The organism is Vibrio sp. (assembly GCF_984391705.1).
Window position 1 is genome coordinate 1 of the sequence record NZ_CFHWOM010000034.1, and the last position, 16,367, is coordinate 16,367.

Consider the following 16,367-nt stretch of genomic DNA (forward strand, 5'->3'; position numbering starts at 1 on the left):
GAATACCGGCCTGTCACGCCGGGGGTCGCGGGTTCGAGTCCCGTCCGCTCCGCCATTTATTCTAGACCTCAGCAGCAATGCTGGGGTCTTTTTGTATCTGCGGGATTATTTTGGTCTGTGACCAACGAGTCCCGGTTGCCTGCAACCCCAGCCATCAGCCACTTATTCAGAAAGCCTAGTCTTATGGCTAGGCTTGTTTCGTTTTAAAGCGAGGCAATTGTCCCTTTCTGGGAACGAGTCTCGCCCACTTGGCCGTCTGCCACTTATTTAGAAACCCAGTCTTCGGGCTGGATTTCGTCATTTATAGCGCATGAAATTTCTCTTTCAGGGAATGGTGTCGCAAAGTTTTCTCATTCACCATAGCGTTTGACAGTCAGGCTGTGATGATCAAATCACACTTAGTGAATCTAGAGGGGGCTTATCGCTATTGTTCCGCTAATTGAATAAAAAAGTCCGTAGAAACTTTTGCGGGCTTTTTCTAACGAGTCGCTATTTCTTATCGTTCAAGTTCCAGTCATATTCATAACTGAATTTTCCGTTTAAATTTGCTAATTCAGGGCGGTATGTCGCTAAGTGTTGGATTAACTCTTGTTTGTTACCAAAATCATCTGCAAACCATTCATAAATCGAGGATAGCTGAGTTTTATCTTTCTCATGCAATACGCCCTTGTCGCTATTTATAAACTCTTGTGCAGCTTTTTCCAATAGAGCTTCTGTGTTGTCAGCAGTAAACGCCTGATTTTGAAGGTTTGGGCAGCCTAGGCTTGCACAGTTCACAGCGTAATGTGTACGAGGGTCATTCCAGATTGGGCGAAGGATTCTATGCTCAATATCGTTGAGTGTTAAGTCTTTCCCTGCGACATTAACGACTTCATCTCCCCAAGGTCCAAAACTAAATAAACCACCAAGTTTAGTAATAGATTTAACAGGGTACTCGGTTAGGATTAGATCGACAGTAATGGCATTGTAGAGATTCACCCAATAGGCATATTGCTCGTTGAGCGAGAATTGTCTTGGGTCTAATGTTGCTAGCGATGAGATATATTGTTTTAGCTGTTTCTTGTCGTTCTCTGACACTGCTCCATATTTAATGAGTGTATTTTTTCCATCTTGAACCAAGTAATCGTTCAGAAAAGACTGCCAAATGTTGTGAGAAATGGTCGCTGTATTGGTTTCATTGGACTGTTGCCAAATAGGCCATAATTCAGATTTAGGGGCGGAAAATACGTGGAATGAAACAAGAGTAAGCAGTAGTGTGACAATGCGTATCATTAGATGAAATCTCTTTATCGATGAGCTTAAGTTACTAGACCAAGCTTATTGCGAATTTGTTTCGTCAAAAAATAAAAAAGGTTAGCCGAAGCCAACCTTTTTATTTCTATTTCCCGGTCTAGCTTATTTCAGGAAGCTAGGAATGTTCGACTCAAACTCTGCGATCTTATCTTCGTGTTGCAGTGTCAGACCGATATTGTCTAAACCGTTTAGTAGACAGTGACGGCGGAATTCATCAATCTCAAATGAGTACTCTTTACCATTTGCACGAACTAGGTTCGCCTCTAGATCGACTTCAACCTCAGCACCTTCATTTGCTTCAACGAATTGGAAGATCTCATCCACTTCTTGTTCGGTTAGACGAACAGGAACCATTTGGTTGTTGATTGAGTTGCCGTAAAAAATATCAGCAAAGCTTGGAGCGATCATCGCTTTGATGCCGTAATCTGCCAGTGCCCACGGTGCGTGTTCACGTGATGAACCACAGCCGAAGTTTTCACGAGCAAGTAGGATTGAAGCACCTTGATAGCGAGGAGCATTCATCACAAACTCTGGGTTTGCTTGCTCACCAGCATCATCTAGGAAGCGCCAATCATGGAATAAGTGCTTACCAAAACCTAGGCGAGATACTTTTTGTAGGAACTGCTTTGGGATAATTGCATCGGTATCGACGTTCGCGGCATCTAGAGGAACGACCAAGCCTGTGTGTTGTTTAAAACCTGACATCTGTTCTCTCCTTAATCCAACTCACGAATATCAACAAAGTGACCAGCGATCGCTGCTGCCGCTGCCATTGCAGGGCTCACTAGGTGTGTACGACCGTCACGGCCTTGGCGACCTTCAAAGTTACGGTTTGAAGTTGATGCACAGCGCTCTCCTGGACCTAAGCGGTCGTTATTCATCGCTAGACACATAGAACAACCTGGTAGACGCCATTCAAAGCCTGCGTCTTTAAAGATCACGTCTAATCCTTCAGCTTCCGCTTGAGCCTTAACTTGCTCAGAGCCAGGTACGATAAGCGCCTGTACATTCGCGGCAACCTTACGACCTTTAGCAATTTCAGCTGCAGCTCGCATGTCTTCAATACGTGAGTTAGTACAAGAGCCAACGAACACTTTATCGACTTTGTAGTCAGATAGCGCTTTGCCAGCTTCTAGACCCATGTAAGCTAATGCTTTTTCAGCAGAAGCTTTTTCTACTGGGTCAGCAAAACTTTCTGGAGCAGGGATTGGTTGATCAACGGCGATTACCTGACCTGGGTTAGTACCCCAAGTGACTTGTGGTTTGATGTCTTCTGCGTTTAGCGTTACTACTGCATCAAACTCAGCATCATCGTCAGTTTTTAGCGATTTCCAATACTCGATAGCAGCGTCTAGGTCTTCACCTTGTGGTGAGAACTTACGGCCTTTAATGTATTCGAATGTCGTTTCATCTGGTGCGATTAGACCCGCTTTGGCTCCTAGCTCGATTGCCATGTTACATACTGTCATACGACCTTCCATCGTAAGATCAGTAATCGCTTCGCCGCAGAACTCAACTACGTAGCCAGTACCGCCAGCTGCAGTCGTCTCACCGATGATGGCTAGCACGATGTCTTTTGCTGTAATGCCAGGAGCTACCTTACCTTTCACTTCAATCTTCATCGTTTTCGCGCGCGCTTGTTTTAGCGTTTGAGTCGCTAGTACGTGCTCAACTTCTGAGGTGCCGATACCAAATGCTAGCGAGCCAAATGCGCCGTGCGTTGCAGTGTGTGAGTCACCACAAACAATCGTCATACCTGGCAAGGTAATGCCTAGCTCTGGGCCCATCACGTGCACAATACCTTGGTACTTGTGGTTGATGTCGTAAAGGGTTACACCAAACTCTTCACAGTTTTTAGATAGCGTTTCCATTTGGATACGTGCCATCTCACCCGAAGCGTTAATGTCTTTTGTTTGCGTAGAAACATTGTGGTCCATGGTTGCAAATGTCTTGCTTACTTGACGCACTTTACGACCTTTTTCACGTAGGCCATCGAACGCCTGAGGTGACGTTACTTCATGAACTAAGTGGCGATCGATGTATAAAATTGGGTTTTCACCCTCGGCGGCTACAGCAACGTGTGCGTCGTAGACCTTTTCGTATAATGTTTTGCCCATTATTACTATCCTGTGTACAGCTCCTGACAACGGCTTATCAGGAGCGAATAATTATTATCTGTCTGCGTAAATTAAGAATTTAAGATGTACTCAGCGATCTTATCGCCCATCTCTGAAGTCGATAGCGCTGGCTTATCACCAGAAAGATCGCCAGTTAGCTCGCCTGCTGATAGAGCTTTAGATACTGCGGCTTCAATATCTTGCGCTGCAGCTTCTTCACCTAGGCTGTAACGTAGCATTAATGCTGCTGATAGAATTTGTGCCACAGGGTTGGCAATGTTTTTGCCTGCAATGTCAGGCGCACTGCCGCCTGCAGGTTCGTATAGACCAAACTTACTTTCGTTAAGTGATGCTGAAGGAAGCATGCCCATCGAACCTGTGATCATCGCGCACTCATCTGAGATGATGTCGCCGAAGATATTTGAACAAAGCATTACGTCGAATTGAGCAGGATCTTTGATTAGCTGCATTGTCGCGTTATCGATGTACATGTGTGAAAGCTCAACGTCTGGGTAATCTTTTGCGATTTCCTCGACTACTTCACGCCATAAGATAGAGCTCTGAAGTACGTTAGCTTTATCGATAGAACACACTTTTTTGTCACGTAGACGAGCAGATTCAAAGGCAATCTTAGCGATACGTTCAATCTCGAAACGGTGGTAAACCTCAGTGTCGAATGCTTTCTCGTTTGGACCTTCACCTTCGCGACCTTTAGGCTGACCGAAGTAGATACCACCAGTCAGTTCACGTACCACAACGATATCAAAACCGTTACCAGAAATATCTGCACGCAGCGGTGAGAATCCTTCAAGGCCTTTATGGATTTGCGCAGGGCGTAAGTTACAGAACAATTGGAAATGCTTACGCAGTGGAAGTAGTGCGCCACGCTCTGGTTGATCGTTTGGTGGTAGGTGTTCCCATTTAGGGCCGCCAACTGAGCCAAACAGCACCGCATCTGAATCTTCACAGGCTTTTACTGTGCTTTCAGGTAGTGGACAACCGTGGTTATCGATGGCAATACCGCCAACATCATGCTCTTCACGCGCAAATTTGATGCTGTGTTTTTTCTCAATCGCGTCTAGAACTTTGTGCGCTTGAGCCATCACTTCTGGGCCAATGCCGTCTCCTGGTAAAACGGCAATGTTGTATGATTTGTCTGTCATGTTATTCCTTTAATTTTTATGTCTTCCAGAGACGACTCGCATCCCTGGAGTCTTACTTATACTGTTTCGATTTTTTTCTGTTTGATCTCAGCGATTTTGTCAGCACGATGGATGCTGTTGATAACGTGTAGTAGCGCCTGGCCAGAAGCTTCTACGATATCGGTTGAAACACCGGTACCGTGATATTTGCGACCTTTGTAGTTAGCAATAATATCCGCTTGACCTAGTCCATCTTCACCTTCGCCTTTTGCGGTTAAATCGAACTTGTCTAGAACAATATCATAACCCGTTACACGATAGATACACTGGTATAACGCATCAACAGGACCATTACCAACTGCAGCTTCAGATTGCTCCTCATCGCCACATTGCAGTTTGATACTGGTTGTTGCCATTACGCTACCTGATTGCACGCTTAGGTAGTTCAATTTGTAGAAGTCGTCTTCTTCACGCAAGTTAGAAAAGTGCATTAGAGCTTCTAGGTCGTAATCAAATACTTGGCCTTTACGGTCCGCTAGTTTCAAGAAATCTTCGTATAGCGCATCTAGGTTGTACTCGTCTTCTTTGTAGCCCATGGTGTCCATGTGGCTCTTCACGGCTGCGCGACCACTGCGGCTGGTTAGGTTTAGCGCTTGGTTTTTAAGGCCAATGGATTCCGGCGTCATGATCTCGTAGGTATTTTTATTCTTAAGCATGCCATCTTGGTGAATACCTGAAGAGTGGCTGAATGCATTAGCGCCTACGATAGCCTTGTTGTCTTGAATCGGCATATTACAAAGCTGGCTAACTAACTTACTGGTACGGTGAATTTCATCATGTTTTAGACCGGTGTGAACACCCAGTAGCTCTTGTCGAGTCTTGATGATCATTGCAATTTCTTCTAGCGAACAGTTACCCGCACGCTCACCGATACCATTGATAGTACCTTCAATCTGACGAGCACCTGCTTGAACGGCAGCAATTGAATTCGCAACAGACATACCTAGATCATCGTGACAGTGCACAGAGATAATCGCTTTATCGATATTTGGTACACGGTTAAATAGCGTTTGAATAATACCGCCAAATTCATTTGGTACTGTGTAGCCAACGGTATCTGGGATGTTGATGGTGTTCGCGCCGGCATCAATCGCGGCTTCGACCATGCGGCATAGGTTATCAATTGGAGTACGGCCCGCATCTTCACAAGAAAACTCAACGTCATCAGTATATTTACGAGCGTGTTTAACGGCTTTAACGCCCATTTCAACCACGTCATCATAGCTACGGCGTAATTTGTCTTGAACGTGGACAGTAGAAGTTGAGATAAAGGTATGAATACGGAACTGGTCAGCAACTTTTAATGCTTCAGCTGCAGCATCTATGTCTTTCGCTACGGCACGCGAAAGAGCACAAACTCGACTGTTTTTAATATTGCGAGCAATGGTCTGGACTGACTCAAAATCACCAGGAGATGAAACAGGGAAGCCTGCTTCGATCACGTCTACACCGAGCCTTTCAAGTGCGTAGGCAATTTGCAGTTTTTCTTTAACCGTCAAGCTTGCTGACAACGCTTGTTCGCCATCACGCAAAGTGGTGTCGAAGATAATGACTTGATTGTTCATGAGTGCTTCCTTAGTGATTCGATGCTTATTGCATCAGTTAATCGTTTACTTCCAGTATTTAGGTATAAAAAAACCCGCATCTAAGTGCGGGTTTTGTGTAATTCTGTGTGGTTGTTTTTCTTCCACAGCCTACCCGCGCGATTATGTCACGATAAGGAGGAGGCTCAGCAGGATAGAAAAACGAGTCATCATTGTTAACGGTTCCTTTTAGGGCGTTAAATAATCCACATATTTAAGTTAACAAATTAGTACCGCACTCAAACGGTCTCGTCAACCGTTAAAAGTAAAAATGGTTGTTTTTTCCACTCATCGGCGCAGTACTTCTTCTTTTTGAATACCAGAGATCTGTGAATTGTCATGATCTTTCATCTAAAGCTTCATGATTTTGTCACCGTTAGCCCCTAATTTGACGGAAGTGATAAGAAAGGAGCTAGGTAATGCGTTCAATAGAACCAATTGCCAAATTGGATTTGGCATTTTCACTGTTTTGTCTCCAGCACCGATTTCGTTATCCGGTATCAAGGTTGAGCAAAGCGGTGTCACATACTGGAGATGGCCATCTTTATTTGATTCTAGGCTTATGTGCATGGTGGCTAGATGGCTCTAAAGGCGAATTGTTTTTATGGGTTGGCTTGCTCGCTTTTTCGATCGAGCTCCCCATCTATTGGCTGACCAAAAATATTTTCAAACGTCGGAGGCCACAAGAATTGTCAGACTTGGTCACTTCATTCGTGACTCCCTCCGATCGCTATAGCTTACCTTCTGGCCATACAGCTGCCGCTTTCTTAATGGCGAGCTTAATGGCTTATTTTTATCCGCAGTTAGCTGTCTTTTCATTCGCTTGGGCCAGCCTAATAGGTTCGTCTCGTATTTTACTTGGGGTCCACTTTTTAACTGATGTTGTGCTCGGTTCATTATTGGGTGTGGCATGTGCCCATCTTGCTATGGCAATAATGTTGTAGGTGAAAAATGAGAATATTATATGGTGTTCAAGGTACAGGTAATGGGCATATAGCCAGAGCTAGGGCGATGGCGCATGCATTGCAAAAGCGTGGGGTTGACGTTGACTTTCTCTTTTCCGGACGAGCTAAAGACAAGTTTTTTTCGATGGAAGAATTTGGTGACTACCAAGTTTATCAAGGCTTAACCTTCGTCAGCCATAATGGAAAATTGAGTTACGCGAGAACTTGCTTAAAGAACAATGTGCTCGCTTTTTGGCGAGAGGTTGCCTGTCTTGACCTTTCTAATTACGACTTGATTCTAAATGACTTTGAACCTGTGTCCGCATGGGCTGCAAAACGTCAGCAGAAAACAGTGATCAGTATCAGTCACCAAAATGCTTTTCGTCATGCGGTTCCATTGAGAGGCGCTAATTGGTTAGATAAGAAGATTATTGAGCACTTTGCGCCAGCAACTCATCATATTGGACTGCACTGGTATCACTTTGAGCAACCCATCTTACCGCCGATTGTTCATACCCATTCAGGTCCCGTAGCGAGTGATGACTTCGTATTGGTTTACTTACCGTTTGAAAATTTGAGTGATATCTCTGAGCTGTTACTGCGTTTTTCAAGTCAGACGTTTGTCTGTTACCACCCAGAAGTGATTGAAGCTCAACAATTGGAAAACTGTCAGTTGCTTCCGTTAAGTTTTGAAGGGTTTCAGCATCACCTTCATCGCTGTTCTGGTGTGATAGCTAATGGAGGTTTTGAGCTTCCCTCTGAAGCGCTGACTTTGGGGAAAAAGTTGTTGCTTAAGCCTTTGTCTGGTCAATTTGAGCAATTAAGTAATGTTGCAACCTTAGAGGATTTAGGGATGGCTACATGTATGGAAAGTTTAGAGGCATCGACAGTGCGCCAATGGTTAGATGAAGAACCCGCAGAGAGTGTGAATTATCCAGACGTTGCACAAGCTATTACCGACTGGATCTTGCTAGGTAATTGGCATTGTCAGGAGTCACTGACGTCAAACCTTTGGGAAAAAGTCGACTTTCCCAGTTATGTCACCAATATTTAGTGTCCGTTAAAATTGGCAAAAACAGCATCTAATCATTGATGCTGTTTTTGTATTTAGGGTTTGACCTATTTTCTTTGGTTATGGAATTGAGATCTTGTTTAACATGGTGTGAAAAATCATTAACGTTGGCTAAAAACATCACAAGTACCACTTGATGTTTTTTTATGATTTATATAACTGTTTGTTTTTTTAAGGGTTTATTCGGGTGGTGCGTAAAAAATACTGATTAATTGTCAATCTTGTTGCCAGTGTTTAATTGATTCGTTGATAGTAGCAATTCGTTAGAACCTATCTAACAAACAAATATAACAAAAGCAGGTTATCTATTCCTAACCGCTACTGACTTTTCAGAACCATATACACTGACGAATTTAAGAGGCTTGACCCATGATTGATAAGAAAGAGTCTATGAGTGCCATTGCTAGTTACCGCATGGAAAGTACTCTACGAGGAGTAGATTTAAACCTTCTCACTGTTTTTGACGCTGTAATGCAAGAGCAAAACATTACGCGTGCAGCACATAACCTAGGTATGTCTCAGCCAGCAGTAAGTAACGCTGTTGCCCGCTTAAAAGTTATGTTCAACGACGAATTGTTCATGCGACAAGGCCGCGGTATTCAACCAACTCAACGTGCTCGTCAGTTATTTGGTCCTGTTCGTCAAGCTCTACAGTTGATCCGTAACGAATTACCGAGCTCTATTTTTTCTCCAGAAACATCGACTCGTTTATTCAAGCTCGCAATTTGTAGCCCTTGTGATATGCGTTTTGCTCCTAAGATCATGTCTACAATCCATGAGCAAGCTCCAAGTGTTCAATTGCATTTAGATGCTGAGTTTGATCGCCAATTAGCAGAACGTATGCGTTATCAAGAGATTGATTTCGTGATTGATTACGCTCGATTTGATGACCAAGGTTTTTCAAGCACAGAGATTTTCCAAGATGAGTTGGTCGTCGTGGCTGCGAAGTCCCACCCACGAATCCAAGGTGAAGTTGCTCCAGAGCAGCTTCGTATGGAGCGCCATGCAAAACTATCACGAGTACATGGTCAGCGCAGTTTCTCTGAGCAAGCTTATCGCGAGATGGACGTGCAGGCATATTACGAAGGAACAAGCTTAAGTAATGTTCTTTACGTTGTTGGCCAATCAGAGTTAGTAACGATTGCACCACGTTGGATGGTAGAAAACGCGGCAAACAAAGATCAGCTACAAGTATTGGAGTTCCCGTTTGAGAACGCAAAAATCAGCGGCTTCCTAAGCTGGCATGAATCAAGCGAAAAAGACAAAGGCCACATTTGGCTACGCGATCAGTTGATGATGATTTGTGGTGAAGTGGTAGCTCTCGCTTAATTGTTCACCACCCCTTGTCAGAAAAACCTTGAGTGGTCGTCGGCCATTCAAGGTTTTTTACTATTTAATTGATAACTTTGATACGCGTCAGTTGCCTTTTATAACCCGAAATGTACACTTGTGCGCTCAAAAAGCTTACAGGTGTAAGCTAAAGGTAAAGAAGATGGCTAACTTAGATTTTCATATCGTAAAACGAATTCGTGAACAGATTGCCAAAGGCGGTGATCGTATTGCTCTCAAACATAAAGTGAGCGATATGTGGAATGGCATTAGCTGGAAGCAGTTTGGTCAGCAGGTAGATGCGCTATCACTTGCTTTACTGACTCAAGGGTTTCGAGTCCAAGATAAGATAGGGATCTTCTCAAACAACATGCCTCAATGGACTGTTGCTGATTTTGCCGCATTACAACTGCGCGGTGTGACAGTGCCAATTTATCCAACGAATACTGCGGCGCAATCTGCGTATATCTTGCAAAATGCTGATGTAAGAGTACTTTTTGTTGGTGAACAGCCTCAGTTTGATGCAGCTGTTTCAATATTCGATGAGTGTGAACAACTTGAACTGATTGTTGCTATGTCTGAGGACATCGATATAGGTGAACATAGTTATGCTCTGCATTGGAATCAGTTTACCGCTAAGGGTGATAATCAGCATCAGGTCGAGTTGGAGCAGCGCTTAGCGGATGCTAACTTTGATGACCTGCTGACCTTAATCTATACCTCTGGTACAACAGGCCAGCCAAAAGGCGTGATGCTCGATTACGCTAATATTGCGGCTCAGCTTGAAGGTCACGATCAACGCTTAAGCTTGACAGAAGAGGATGTGTCTCTCTGTTTCTTGCCACTATCCCACGTATTTGAACGCGCTTGGACATTCTACGTATTGTATAAAGGTGCTACGAACTGCTACCTACAAGACACAATGCAAGTGCGTGATGCCTTGAGCGAAGTTCGCCCAACAGTGATGAGTGCTGTTCCTCGTTTCTACGAAAAGATCTTCTCAGCGATTCATGAAAAAGTGGCTAAAGCGCCTTTCATTCGTAAAGTGATGTTCACTTGGGCGGTGAATATGGGAGCGAAGATGGCGGTTTGTCATCAGGAAGGACGCAAACCTTCACTTGCTTTGAAAAAGGCTTATGCGCTTGCCGATAAATTGGTGTTGTCAAAACTCAGAGCATTGCTTGGTGGTCGCATCAACTTTATGCCATGTGGTGGGGCAAAGCTAGATGAAACCATTGGTCGCTTCTTCCACGCGATTGGGATTAACGTCAAGTTAGGCTACGGCATGACGGAAACCACAGCCACGATTTCTTGCTGGGATGATAAGTGTTTTAACCCCGACTCTATCGGGATGGCGATGCCTGGCGCCCAAGTCAAAATTGGTGAGAACAATGAGATTTTGGTTCGCGGTCCAATGGTTATGCGTGGCTATTACAAAATGCCTGAAGAAACGGCGAAAACCTTTGATGAGCATGGCTTCCTGAAAACAGGGGATGCAGGTCATATTGATGAAAATGGTAACTTGTTCATCACAGATCGCATTAAAGAGCTAATGAAAACCTCTAACGGTAAGTATATTGCGCCGCAGATGGTAGAAGGTACCATTGGTAAAGATCACTTTATCGAGCAGATCGCAGTTATTGCCGACACGCGTAAGTTTGTTTCGGCGTTAATTGTGCCGTGTTTTGACTCGTTGGAAGAGTATGCCAAAGAGTTAAACATCAAATATCACGATCGTGTCGAGCTGATTAAACATCATCAAGTCGTTGAGATGTTAGAGCAGCGTGTTAATGATCTTCAGAAAGAGCTGGCGAAGTTTGAACAGGTGAAAAAGTTTAAGCTATTGCCAAAAGCGTTCTCGATGGATGAAGGCGAATTGACCCCAACACAAAAATTGCGCCGTAAAGTGATTAACGACAAATATCAGGACGAAATCGAAGAAATGTACACAGACAAATCAGATAAAAAGTGATTTTCTAAAAGTTAATTTTTCGATTGTTTAAAAATCCCCCAAAAGCATTAGAGTGCTGTTGGGGGATTTTTTTGTTTGAAGAAATCATCGCTATGGCAGGTTATCTATTGGTGATAGCTTGAATTTGTTTAATATTTTACTCTGAATTTTGCATGTTTTGTCTTTTGAAATTCTAATATTGTGTTTTGAGTTGGGGTAACTGCCTTGGTTTCGTCTGAAAAGTAGTATCTTGTTTAAAGTGAGAGAAAAATCGCATTAGACCCCTTGATAATAAAACGTTACATTTGTTGCGTTACCTTGCTTTTTGTTATTAATGAGCAGGACATAGCCGAAAAAGTGGAAGTATTTCGAATTAGGCTACGAATAAGACCTAGACTATGTAAAACCAGACCAATTAGTTGACCTTACTGATTGAAAACTGGTTAAGGAGAAAAATATGGCAGCAATGTTGTCCGGTGCAGAGATGGTTGTTCAATCTCTGATCGAAGAAGGTGTAGAGCAAATCTTCGGCTACCCTGGTGGTTCCGTTCTTGATATCTATGATGCGCTTCACGCGAAAGATGAACAAATAAAACACGTGCTTGTACGTCATGAACAAGCTGCAACGCACATGGCTGATGGCTATGCACGTGCGACTGGTAATCCAGGTGTTGTGTTAGTGTGTTCTGGTCCAGGTGCGACCAATACCATTACAGGTATTGCGACGGCTTACATGGACTCAATTCCCATGATCGTTATTTCTGGTAACGTACCAAACAATCTCATTGGTAATGATGCCTTCCAAGAGTGTGACATCGTTGGTGTTTCACGCCCTGTGGTGAAGCACAGTTTTTTAGTTAAGAAAGCGGAAGATATCCCAGAAACCGTTAAAAAAGCCTTTTATATTGCAACAACGGGCCGCCCAGGTCCTGTGGTTATTGACTTACCGAAAGACGTCATGAACCCGCAAGTTAAGTTGCCATATGAATACCCAGAAAGCATTTCTATGCGCTCTTACAAACCAACGACTACTGGTCATAAAGGTCAAATCAAGAAAGGCCTAAAAGCGTTACTTGAAGCAAAAAAACCTGTGCTGTATGTGGGTGGGGGAGCGGTGATCTCTGAAGCCGATACCCATTTACTTAAGTTGGCTGAAGCACTAAACCTACCAGTAGTGAGTACTTTAATGGGCTTAGGGGCATTCCCTGGCACTCATAATAACTCGTTAGGTATGCTTGGTATGCATGGCGCGTACGAAGCGAACATGGCAATGCATAATGCCGATCTTATTTTTGGTGTTGGGGTGCGCTTTGATGATCGTACAACCAACAACCTAGAAAAATACTGTCCGAACGCTAAAGTGATGCACATTGATATCGATCCTTCATCGATCTCTAAAAACGTTAAAGCGGATCTACCAATTGTGGGCTCGGCGGAAAAAGTACTCGAGAGCATGATTAAGCTGATGGAAGAGCAGGGAGCGGTCAATGATACTGCGGCTCTTGAAAGCTGGTGGAGCGAGATACAAGTATGGCGAGAGCGTAAGAGCCTTGCCTATGAAACATCTCCAGAACGCATCAAACCTCAACAAGTCATTGAGACTCTCCACAAACTTACCAATGGTGATGCGTATGTGGCTTCCGATGTTGGCCAGCATCAGATGTTTGCAGCTCTTTACTACCCATTCAACAAGCCACGCCGTTGGATTAACTCAGGTGGTTTAGGGACGATGGGCTTTGGTTTACCTGCCGGTATGGGGGTTAAATTTGCTAAACCAGACGAAGAAGTCGTTGTTGTTACTGGTGATGGCAGTATTCAAATGAACATTCAGGAACTATCGACCGCAATGCAGTACGATATTCCAGTTAAAATCATCAACTTGAACAACCGTTTCCTTGGTATGGTGAAGCAATGGCAAGACATCATTTATCAAGGTCGCCACTCAAATTCCTACATGAGCTCAGTGCCAGATTTCGCTGCAATTGCTGAGGCATACGGCCATGTTGGTATCCGTATTGAAACACCAGACCAATTAGAAGAGGGCTTGAAGAAAGCTCTCGACATGAAAGATCGCTTGGTGTTTGTGGATATCAATGTAGACGAGACTGAGCATGTATACCCTATGCAAATAAAAGGTGAGGGTATGGACAAGATGTGGCTAAGCAAGACGGAGAGAACATAATATGAGACACATTATTTCGCTTTTAATGGAAAACCAACCAGGTGCATTGTCTCGCGTTGTTGGATTGTTCTCCCAACGTGGATATAACATTGAGTCGTTAACGGTATCTCCAACGGATGATGAAACATTATCACGCCTCAACATTACGACTATTTCAGATGAAATGAAGCTTGAGCAGATCCAAAAGCAACTCAACAAGTTAATTGATGTTCTGAAGGTACAAGAAGTCTCTGAGCTTGAGCATATTGAGCGAGAGTTGATGATGGTGAAGGTAAAAGCGAGTGGTTTTGCACGAGCTGAAGTGAAACGCACGGCTGATATCTTCCGTGGCCAAATTGTTGATGTGACCTCATCTCAATATACGGTACAACTGGCAGGGACTAGTGAAAAGCTGGACGCATTCATCCAAGCGATTTCTGAAGTGACGGAAGTGATTGAAGTCGCGCGAAGTGGCGTTGTGGGTATTGCTCGTGGTGAGCGTGCTTTGAAACCTTAACGACTTAAACTCGATAAAAACCACCGACTAGCGGTGGTTTTTTTGTATCTAAAGAACAGCTTAGTGAAGAATTCGAGCTCGAATTGTACCTTCGATTTTTTTCAGCTTAGCCAGAGCTTCTTCTGAGCGACCTGCTTCTACATCGATCACGACGTAACCAATGTCCGCTGCAGTTTGTAGGTACTGACCTGCGATGTTAATCCCTTCTTCTGCAAAGATGGTGTTGATTTGCGTTAGGATACCAGGGCGGTTCTTGTGAATATGCAATAGACGAGAACAATCGCGGTGTTCAGGCAGTGATACTTCAGGGAAGTTAACGCTAGAAAGCGTAGAGCCATTATCTGAGTATTTCGCTAATTTACCAGCCACTTCTACGCCGATATTTTCCTGTGCTTCTTGCGTTGAACCACCAACGTGAGGCGTTAGGATGACGTTGTCAAACTTCTGCAATGGTGATTCAAATGGATCAGCATTGGTTTTTGGCTCTACTGGGAATACGTCGATAGCCGCACCAGATAGATGACCAGCTTCAAGTGAATGACAAAGCGCTTCGATATCAACTACAGTACCACGAGCTGCGTTGATAAAAATTGCACCTGGCTTCATGCGAGCAAACTCTTCAGCGCCCATTATGTTCTTGGTTTCAGGTGTTTCTGGTACGTGAAGAGAAATGACATCACACTTGTTTAGCAGCTCACTCATAGTATGAACTTGTGTTGCATTACCTAGTGATAGCTTGTTTTCGATGTCATAGAAGTAAACACGCATACCCAAGTTTTCAGCGATAATGCCAAGTTGGGTGCCGATGTGACCATAACCAATGATCCCTAAGCGTTTACCACGCGCTTCGTTTGAATTATCAGCGCTCTTCTTCCAAATACCACGGTGTGCCAGCGCATTCTTTTCAGGAATACCGCGTAATAGTAGTAGGACTTGGCCAAGCACTAGTTCAGCTACGCTACGTGTGTTCGAGAAAGGAGCGTTGAACACTGGAATTCCGCGCTCGGCGGCAGCGGCTAGGTTTACTTGGTTTGTTCCGATACAGAAACAACCAATTGCTACAAGCTTCTCTGCTGCATTGATGACTTCTTGGGATAGGTTAGTGCGTGAACGAATACCAATGAAATGTGCGTCTTTAACTGCTTCAAGTAACTCGTCTTCTGGTAACGAGCCTTTGTGATATTCAATGTTTGAGTATCCAGCAGCTTGTAAAACCTCTACCGAAGATGGGTGTAGACCTTCTAGAAGTAGGATCTTTATTTTTTCTTTTTCCAGTGAAACTTTGGCCATTATCTTCATCCTTAAAATGGGAAATTGGGGCTTAACTGGCGCACATTGTCTTTGATAACGTTTTCTAGGCACTTTAATGTGACGCAAACGTTTTCCTTGTGCGTCTTCTGCTCACTAAGTTAACAAAAAAAATACAGTTTGGGTAAGAAAATTACGGAATAAGGCATAATTTTTATAGAGAGAAATGAAAAAACGGCGCCGAATAGCGCCGTTTGTAAGGAAATAACGAAAAGAACGGAAGGTTACTCTTCGATTTTTGCACCCTGAGGAGTACCTGTGATAACCACATCCGCACCGCGGTGAGCGAACAGACCAACAGTAACAACACCAGGAAGAGCATTGATCTTATCTTCTAGTTCTTTCGGGTTTGTGATTTGTAGGCCGTAAACATCTAGGATCACGTTACCATTGTCAGTGATACAACCTTCACGATAAGCAGGGTCACCACCAAGCTTTACTAGCTCACGGGCAACGTAAGAGCGAGCCATCGGGATGACTTCGACTGGAAGCGGGAAAGTACCCAGTACGTCGACTGCTTTAGTGTCATCAACAATACAGATGAATTTATCAGAGATAGCCGCAACGATTTTTTCGCGAGTCAGGGCTGCACCACCACCTTTGATCATTTCACGGTTTGCGTTAATTTCATCAGCACCGTCTACATAGATATCTAGACCAGCGACTTCGTTACAATCAAACACTTCAATTTCTAATTCTTTAAGGCGCTGTGTTGAAGCTTCAGAGCTAGAAACTGCGCCTTTAATCTCTTCTTTGATTGTGCCCAGCGCATCGATGAAGTGATTTACTGTTGAGCCAGTGCCCACACCTACAATACTGCCTTTATCGACATACTTTAGTGCTGCCCAACCGGCTTCTTTTTTCATTTCATCTTGAGTCATGCCCATCTC

Annotated in this window: 13 protein-coding genes; 6 read left to right on the forward strand and 7 right to left on the reverse strand. The window is 43.9% G+C overall.

Annotated features, from left to right (window positions below):
• Window positions 1–489: 489 nt before the first annotated feature.
• The 5 genes from AC4MRV_RS15255 to leuA all read right to left on the reverse strand — a co-directional run bounded on the left by AC4MRV_RS15255 (window position 490) and on the right by leuA (window position 6,177).
• Window positions 490–1,272: a DUF547 domain-containing protein gene (locus AC4MRV_RS15255; RefSeq protein ID WP_491188185.1), complete on the reverse strand. Its 783-nt coding sequence runs from the start codon at window positions 1,270–1,272 to the stop codon at window positions 490–492.
• 123 nt (window positions 1,273–1,395) lie between these two features.
• On the reverse strand, window positions 1,396–1,998 hold the full coding sequence (gene leuD / locus AC4MRV_RS15260; protein ID WP_491188186.1) for a 3-isopropylmalate dehydratase small subunit: 603 nt from the start codon (window positions 1,996–1,998) through the stop codon (window positions 1,396–1,398).
• 11 nt (window positions 1,999–2,009) lie between these two features.
• Window positions 2,010–3,410: a 3-isopropylmalate dehydratase large subunit gene (leuC, locus tag AC4MRV_RS15265; protein WP_491188187.1), complete on the reverse strand. Its 1,401-nt coding sequence runs from the start codon at window positions 3,408–3,410 to the stop codon at window positions 2,010–2,012.
• Between the two features lie 71 nt (window positions 3,411–3,481).
• Window positions 3,482–4,573, reverse strand: a complete 1,092-nt coding sequence (leuB, locus tag AC4MRV_RS15270; protein WP_481086850.1) for a 3-isopropylmalate dehydrogenase — start codon at window positions 4,571–4,573, stop codon at window positions 3,482–3,484.
• Window positions 4,574–4,629: 56 nt separating this feature from the next.
• Window positions 4,630–6,177 carry a 2-isopropylmalate synthase gene (gene leuA, locus AC4MRV_RS15275; protein ID WP_491188188.1) on the reverse strand — a complete coding sequence of 516 codons (1,548 nt, stop codon included), beginning with the start codon at window positions 6,175–6,177 and terminating at the stop codon, window positions 4,630–4,632.
• A 437-nt stretch (window positions 6,178–6,614) separates the two neighbouring features.
• Here leuA and AC4MRV_RS15280 point away from each other — a divergent pair, with 437 nt between their 5' ends.
• The 6 genes from AC4MRV_RS15280 (at window position 6,615) to ilvN (ending at window position 14,169) form a co-directional block, all read left to right on the forward strand.
• The gene (locus AC4MRV_RS15280) at window positions 6,615–7,139 is read left to right on the forward strand and encodes a phosphatase PAP2 family protein (RefSeq protein WP_491188189.1); all 525 of its coding nucleotides are present in this window, start codon (window positions 6,615–6,617) and stop codon (window positions 7,137–7,139) included.
• Between the two features lie 7 nt (window positions 7,140–7,146).
• Entirely contained in the window at window positions 7,147–8,193 is a 1,047-nt protein-coding gene (locus AC4MRV_RS15285) for an MJ1255/VC2487 family glycosyltransferase (RefSeq protein WP_491188190.1), read from the forward strand.
• A 387-nt stretch (window positions 8,194–8,580) separates the two neighbouring features.
• Entirely contained in the window at window positions 8,581–9,540 is a 960-nt protein-coding gene (gene leuO, locus AC4MRV_RS15290; protein WP_491188191.1) for a transcriptional regulator LeuO, read from the forward strand.
• 163 nt (window positions 9,541–9,703) lie between these two features.
• The gene (locus AC4MRV_RS15295; RefSeq protein ID WP_491188192.1) at window positions 9,704–11,512 is read left to right on the forward strand and encodes an AMP-dependent synthetase/ligase; all 1,809 of its coding nucleotides are present in this window, start codon (window positions 9,704–9,706) and stop codon (window positions 11,510–11,512) included.
• 436 nt (window positions 11,513–11,948) lie between these two features.
• Window positions 11,949–13,673 (forward strand): acetolactate synthase 3 large subunit, encoded by a 1,725-nt coding sequence (locus AC4MRV_RS15300; protein ID WP_491188193.1) that lies wholly within the window; start codon window positions 11,949–11,951, stop codon window positions 13,671–13,673.
• 1 nt (window position 13,674) lies between these two features.
• On the forward strand, window positions 13,675–14,169 hold the full coding sequence (gene ilvN / locus AC4MRV_RS15305) for an acetolactate synthase small subunit (protein WP_008073469.1): 495 nt from the start codon (window positions 13,675–13,677) through the stop codon (window positions 14,167–14,169).
• Window positions 14,170–14,229: 60 nt separating this feature from the next.
• On the opposite strand, the gene serA is transcribed toward ilvN, so the two are convergent.
• Together serA and rpiA are read right to left on the reverse strand one after the other, a co-directional pair.
• Entirely contained in the window at window positions 14,230–15,459 is a 1,230-nt protein-coding gene (gene serA, locus AC4MRV_RS15310) for a phosphoglycerate dehydrogenase (protein WP_491188194.1), read from the reverse strand.
• 242 nt (window positions 15,460–15,701) lie between these two features.
• Entirely contained in the window at window positions 15,702–16,358 is a 657-nt protein-coding gene (gene rpiA / locus AC4MRV_RS15315; protein WP_491188195.1) for a ribose-5-phosphate isomerase RpiA, read from the reverse strand.
• Window positions 16,359–16,367 lie beyond the last annotated feature (9 nt).

Bases quoted from the DNA above. Each gene is read 5' to 3' on its own strand.
- leuB (WP_481086850.1), bottom strand. From the start codon at position 4,573: ATGACAGACAAATCATACAACATTGCCGTTTTACCAGGAGACGGCATT.
- serA (WP_491188194.1), bottom strand. From the start codon at position 15,459: ATGGCCAAAGTTTCACTGGAAAAAGAAAAAATAAAGATCCTACTTCTA.
- AC4MRV_RS15255 (WP_491188185.1), bottom strand. From the start codon at position 1,272: ATGATACGCATTGTCACACTACTGCTTACTCTTGTTTCATTCCACGTA.
- leuD (WP_491188186.1), bottom strand. From the start codon at position 1,998: ATGTCAGGTTTTAAACAACACACAGGCTTGGTCGTTCCTCTAGATGCC.
- AC4MRV_RS15285 (WP_491188190.1), top strand. From the start codon at position 7,147: ATGAGAATATTATATGGTGTTCAAGGTACAGGTAATGGGCATATAGCC.
- leuO (WP_491188191.1), top strand. From the start codon at position 8,581: ATGATTGATAAGAAAGAGTCTATGAGTGCCATTGCTAGTTACCGCATG.
- AC4MRV_RS15300 (WP_491188193.1), top strand. From the start codon at position 11,949: ATGGCAGCAATGTTGTCCGGTGCAGAGATGGTTGTTCAATCTCTGATC.
- leuA (WP_491188188.1), bottom strand. From the start codon at position 6,177: ATGAACAATCAAGTCATTATCTTCGACACCACTTTGCGTGATGGCGAA.
- rpiA (WP_491188195.1), bottom strand. From the start codon at position 16,358: ATGACTCAAGATGAAATGAAAAAAGAAGCCGGTTGGGCAGCACTAAAG.
- AC4MRV_RS15280 (WP_491188189.1), top strand. From the start codon at position 6,615: ATGCGTTCAATAGAACCAATTGCCAAATTGGATTTGGCATTTTCACTG.
- leuC (WP_491188187.1), bottom strand. From the start codon at position 3,410: ATGGGCAAAACATTATACGAAAAGGTCTACGACGCACACGTTGCTGTA.
- ilvN (WP_008073469.1), top strand. From the start codon at position 13,675: ATGAGACACATTATTTCGCTTTTAATGGAAAACCAACCAGGTGCATTG.
- AC4MRV_RS15295 (WP_491188192.1), top strand. From the start codon at position 9,704: ATGGCTAACTTAGATTTTCATATCGTAAAACGAATTCGTGAACAGATT.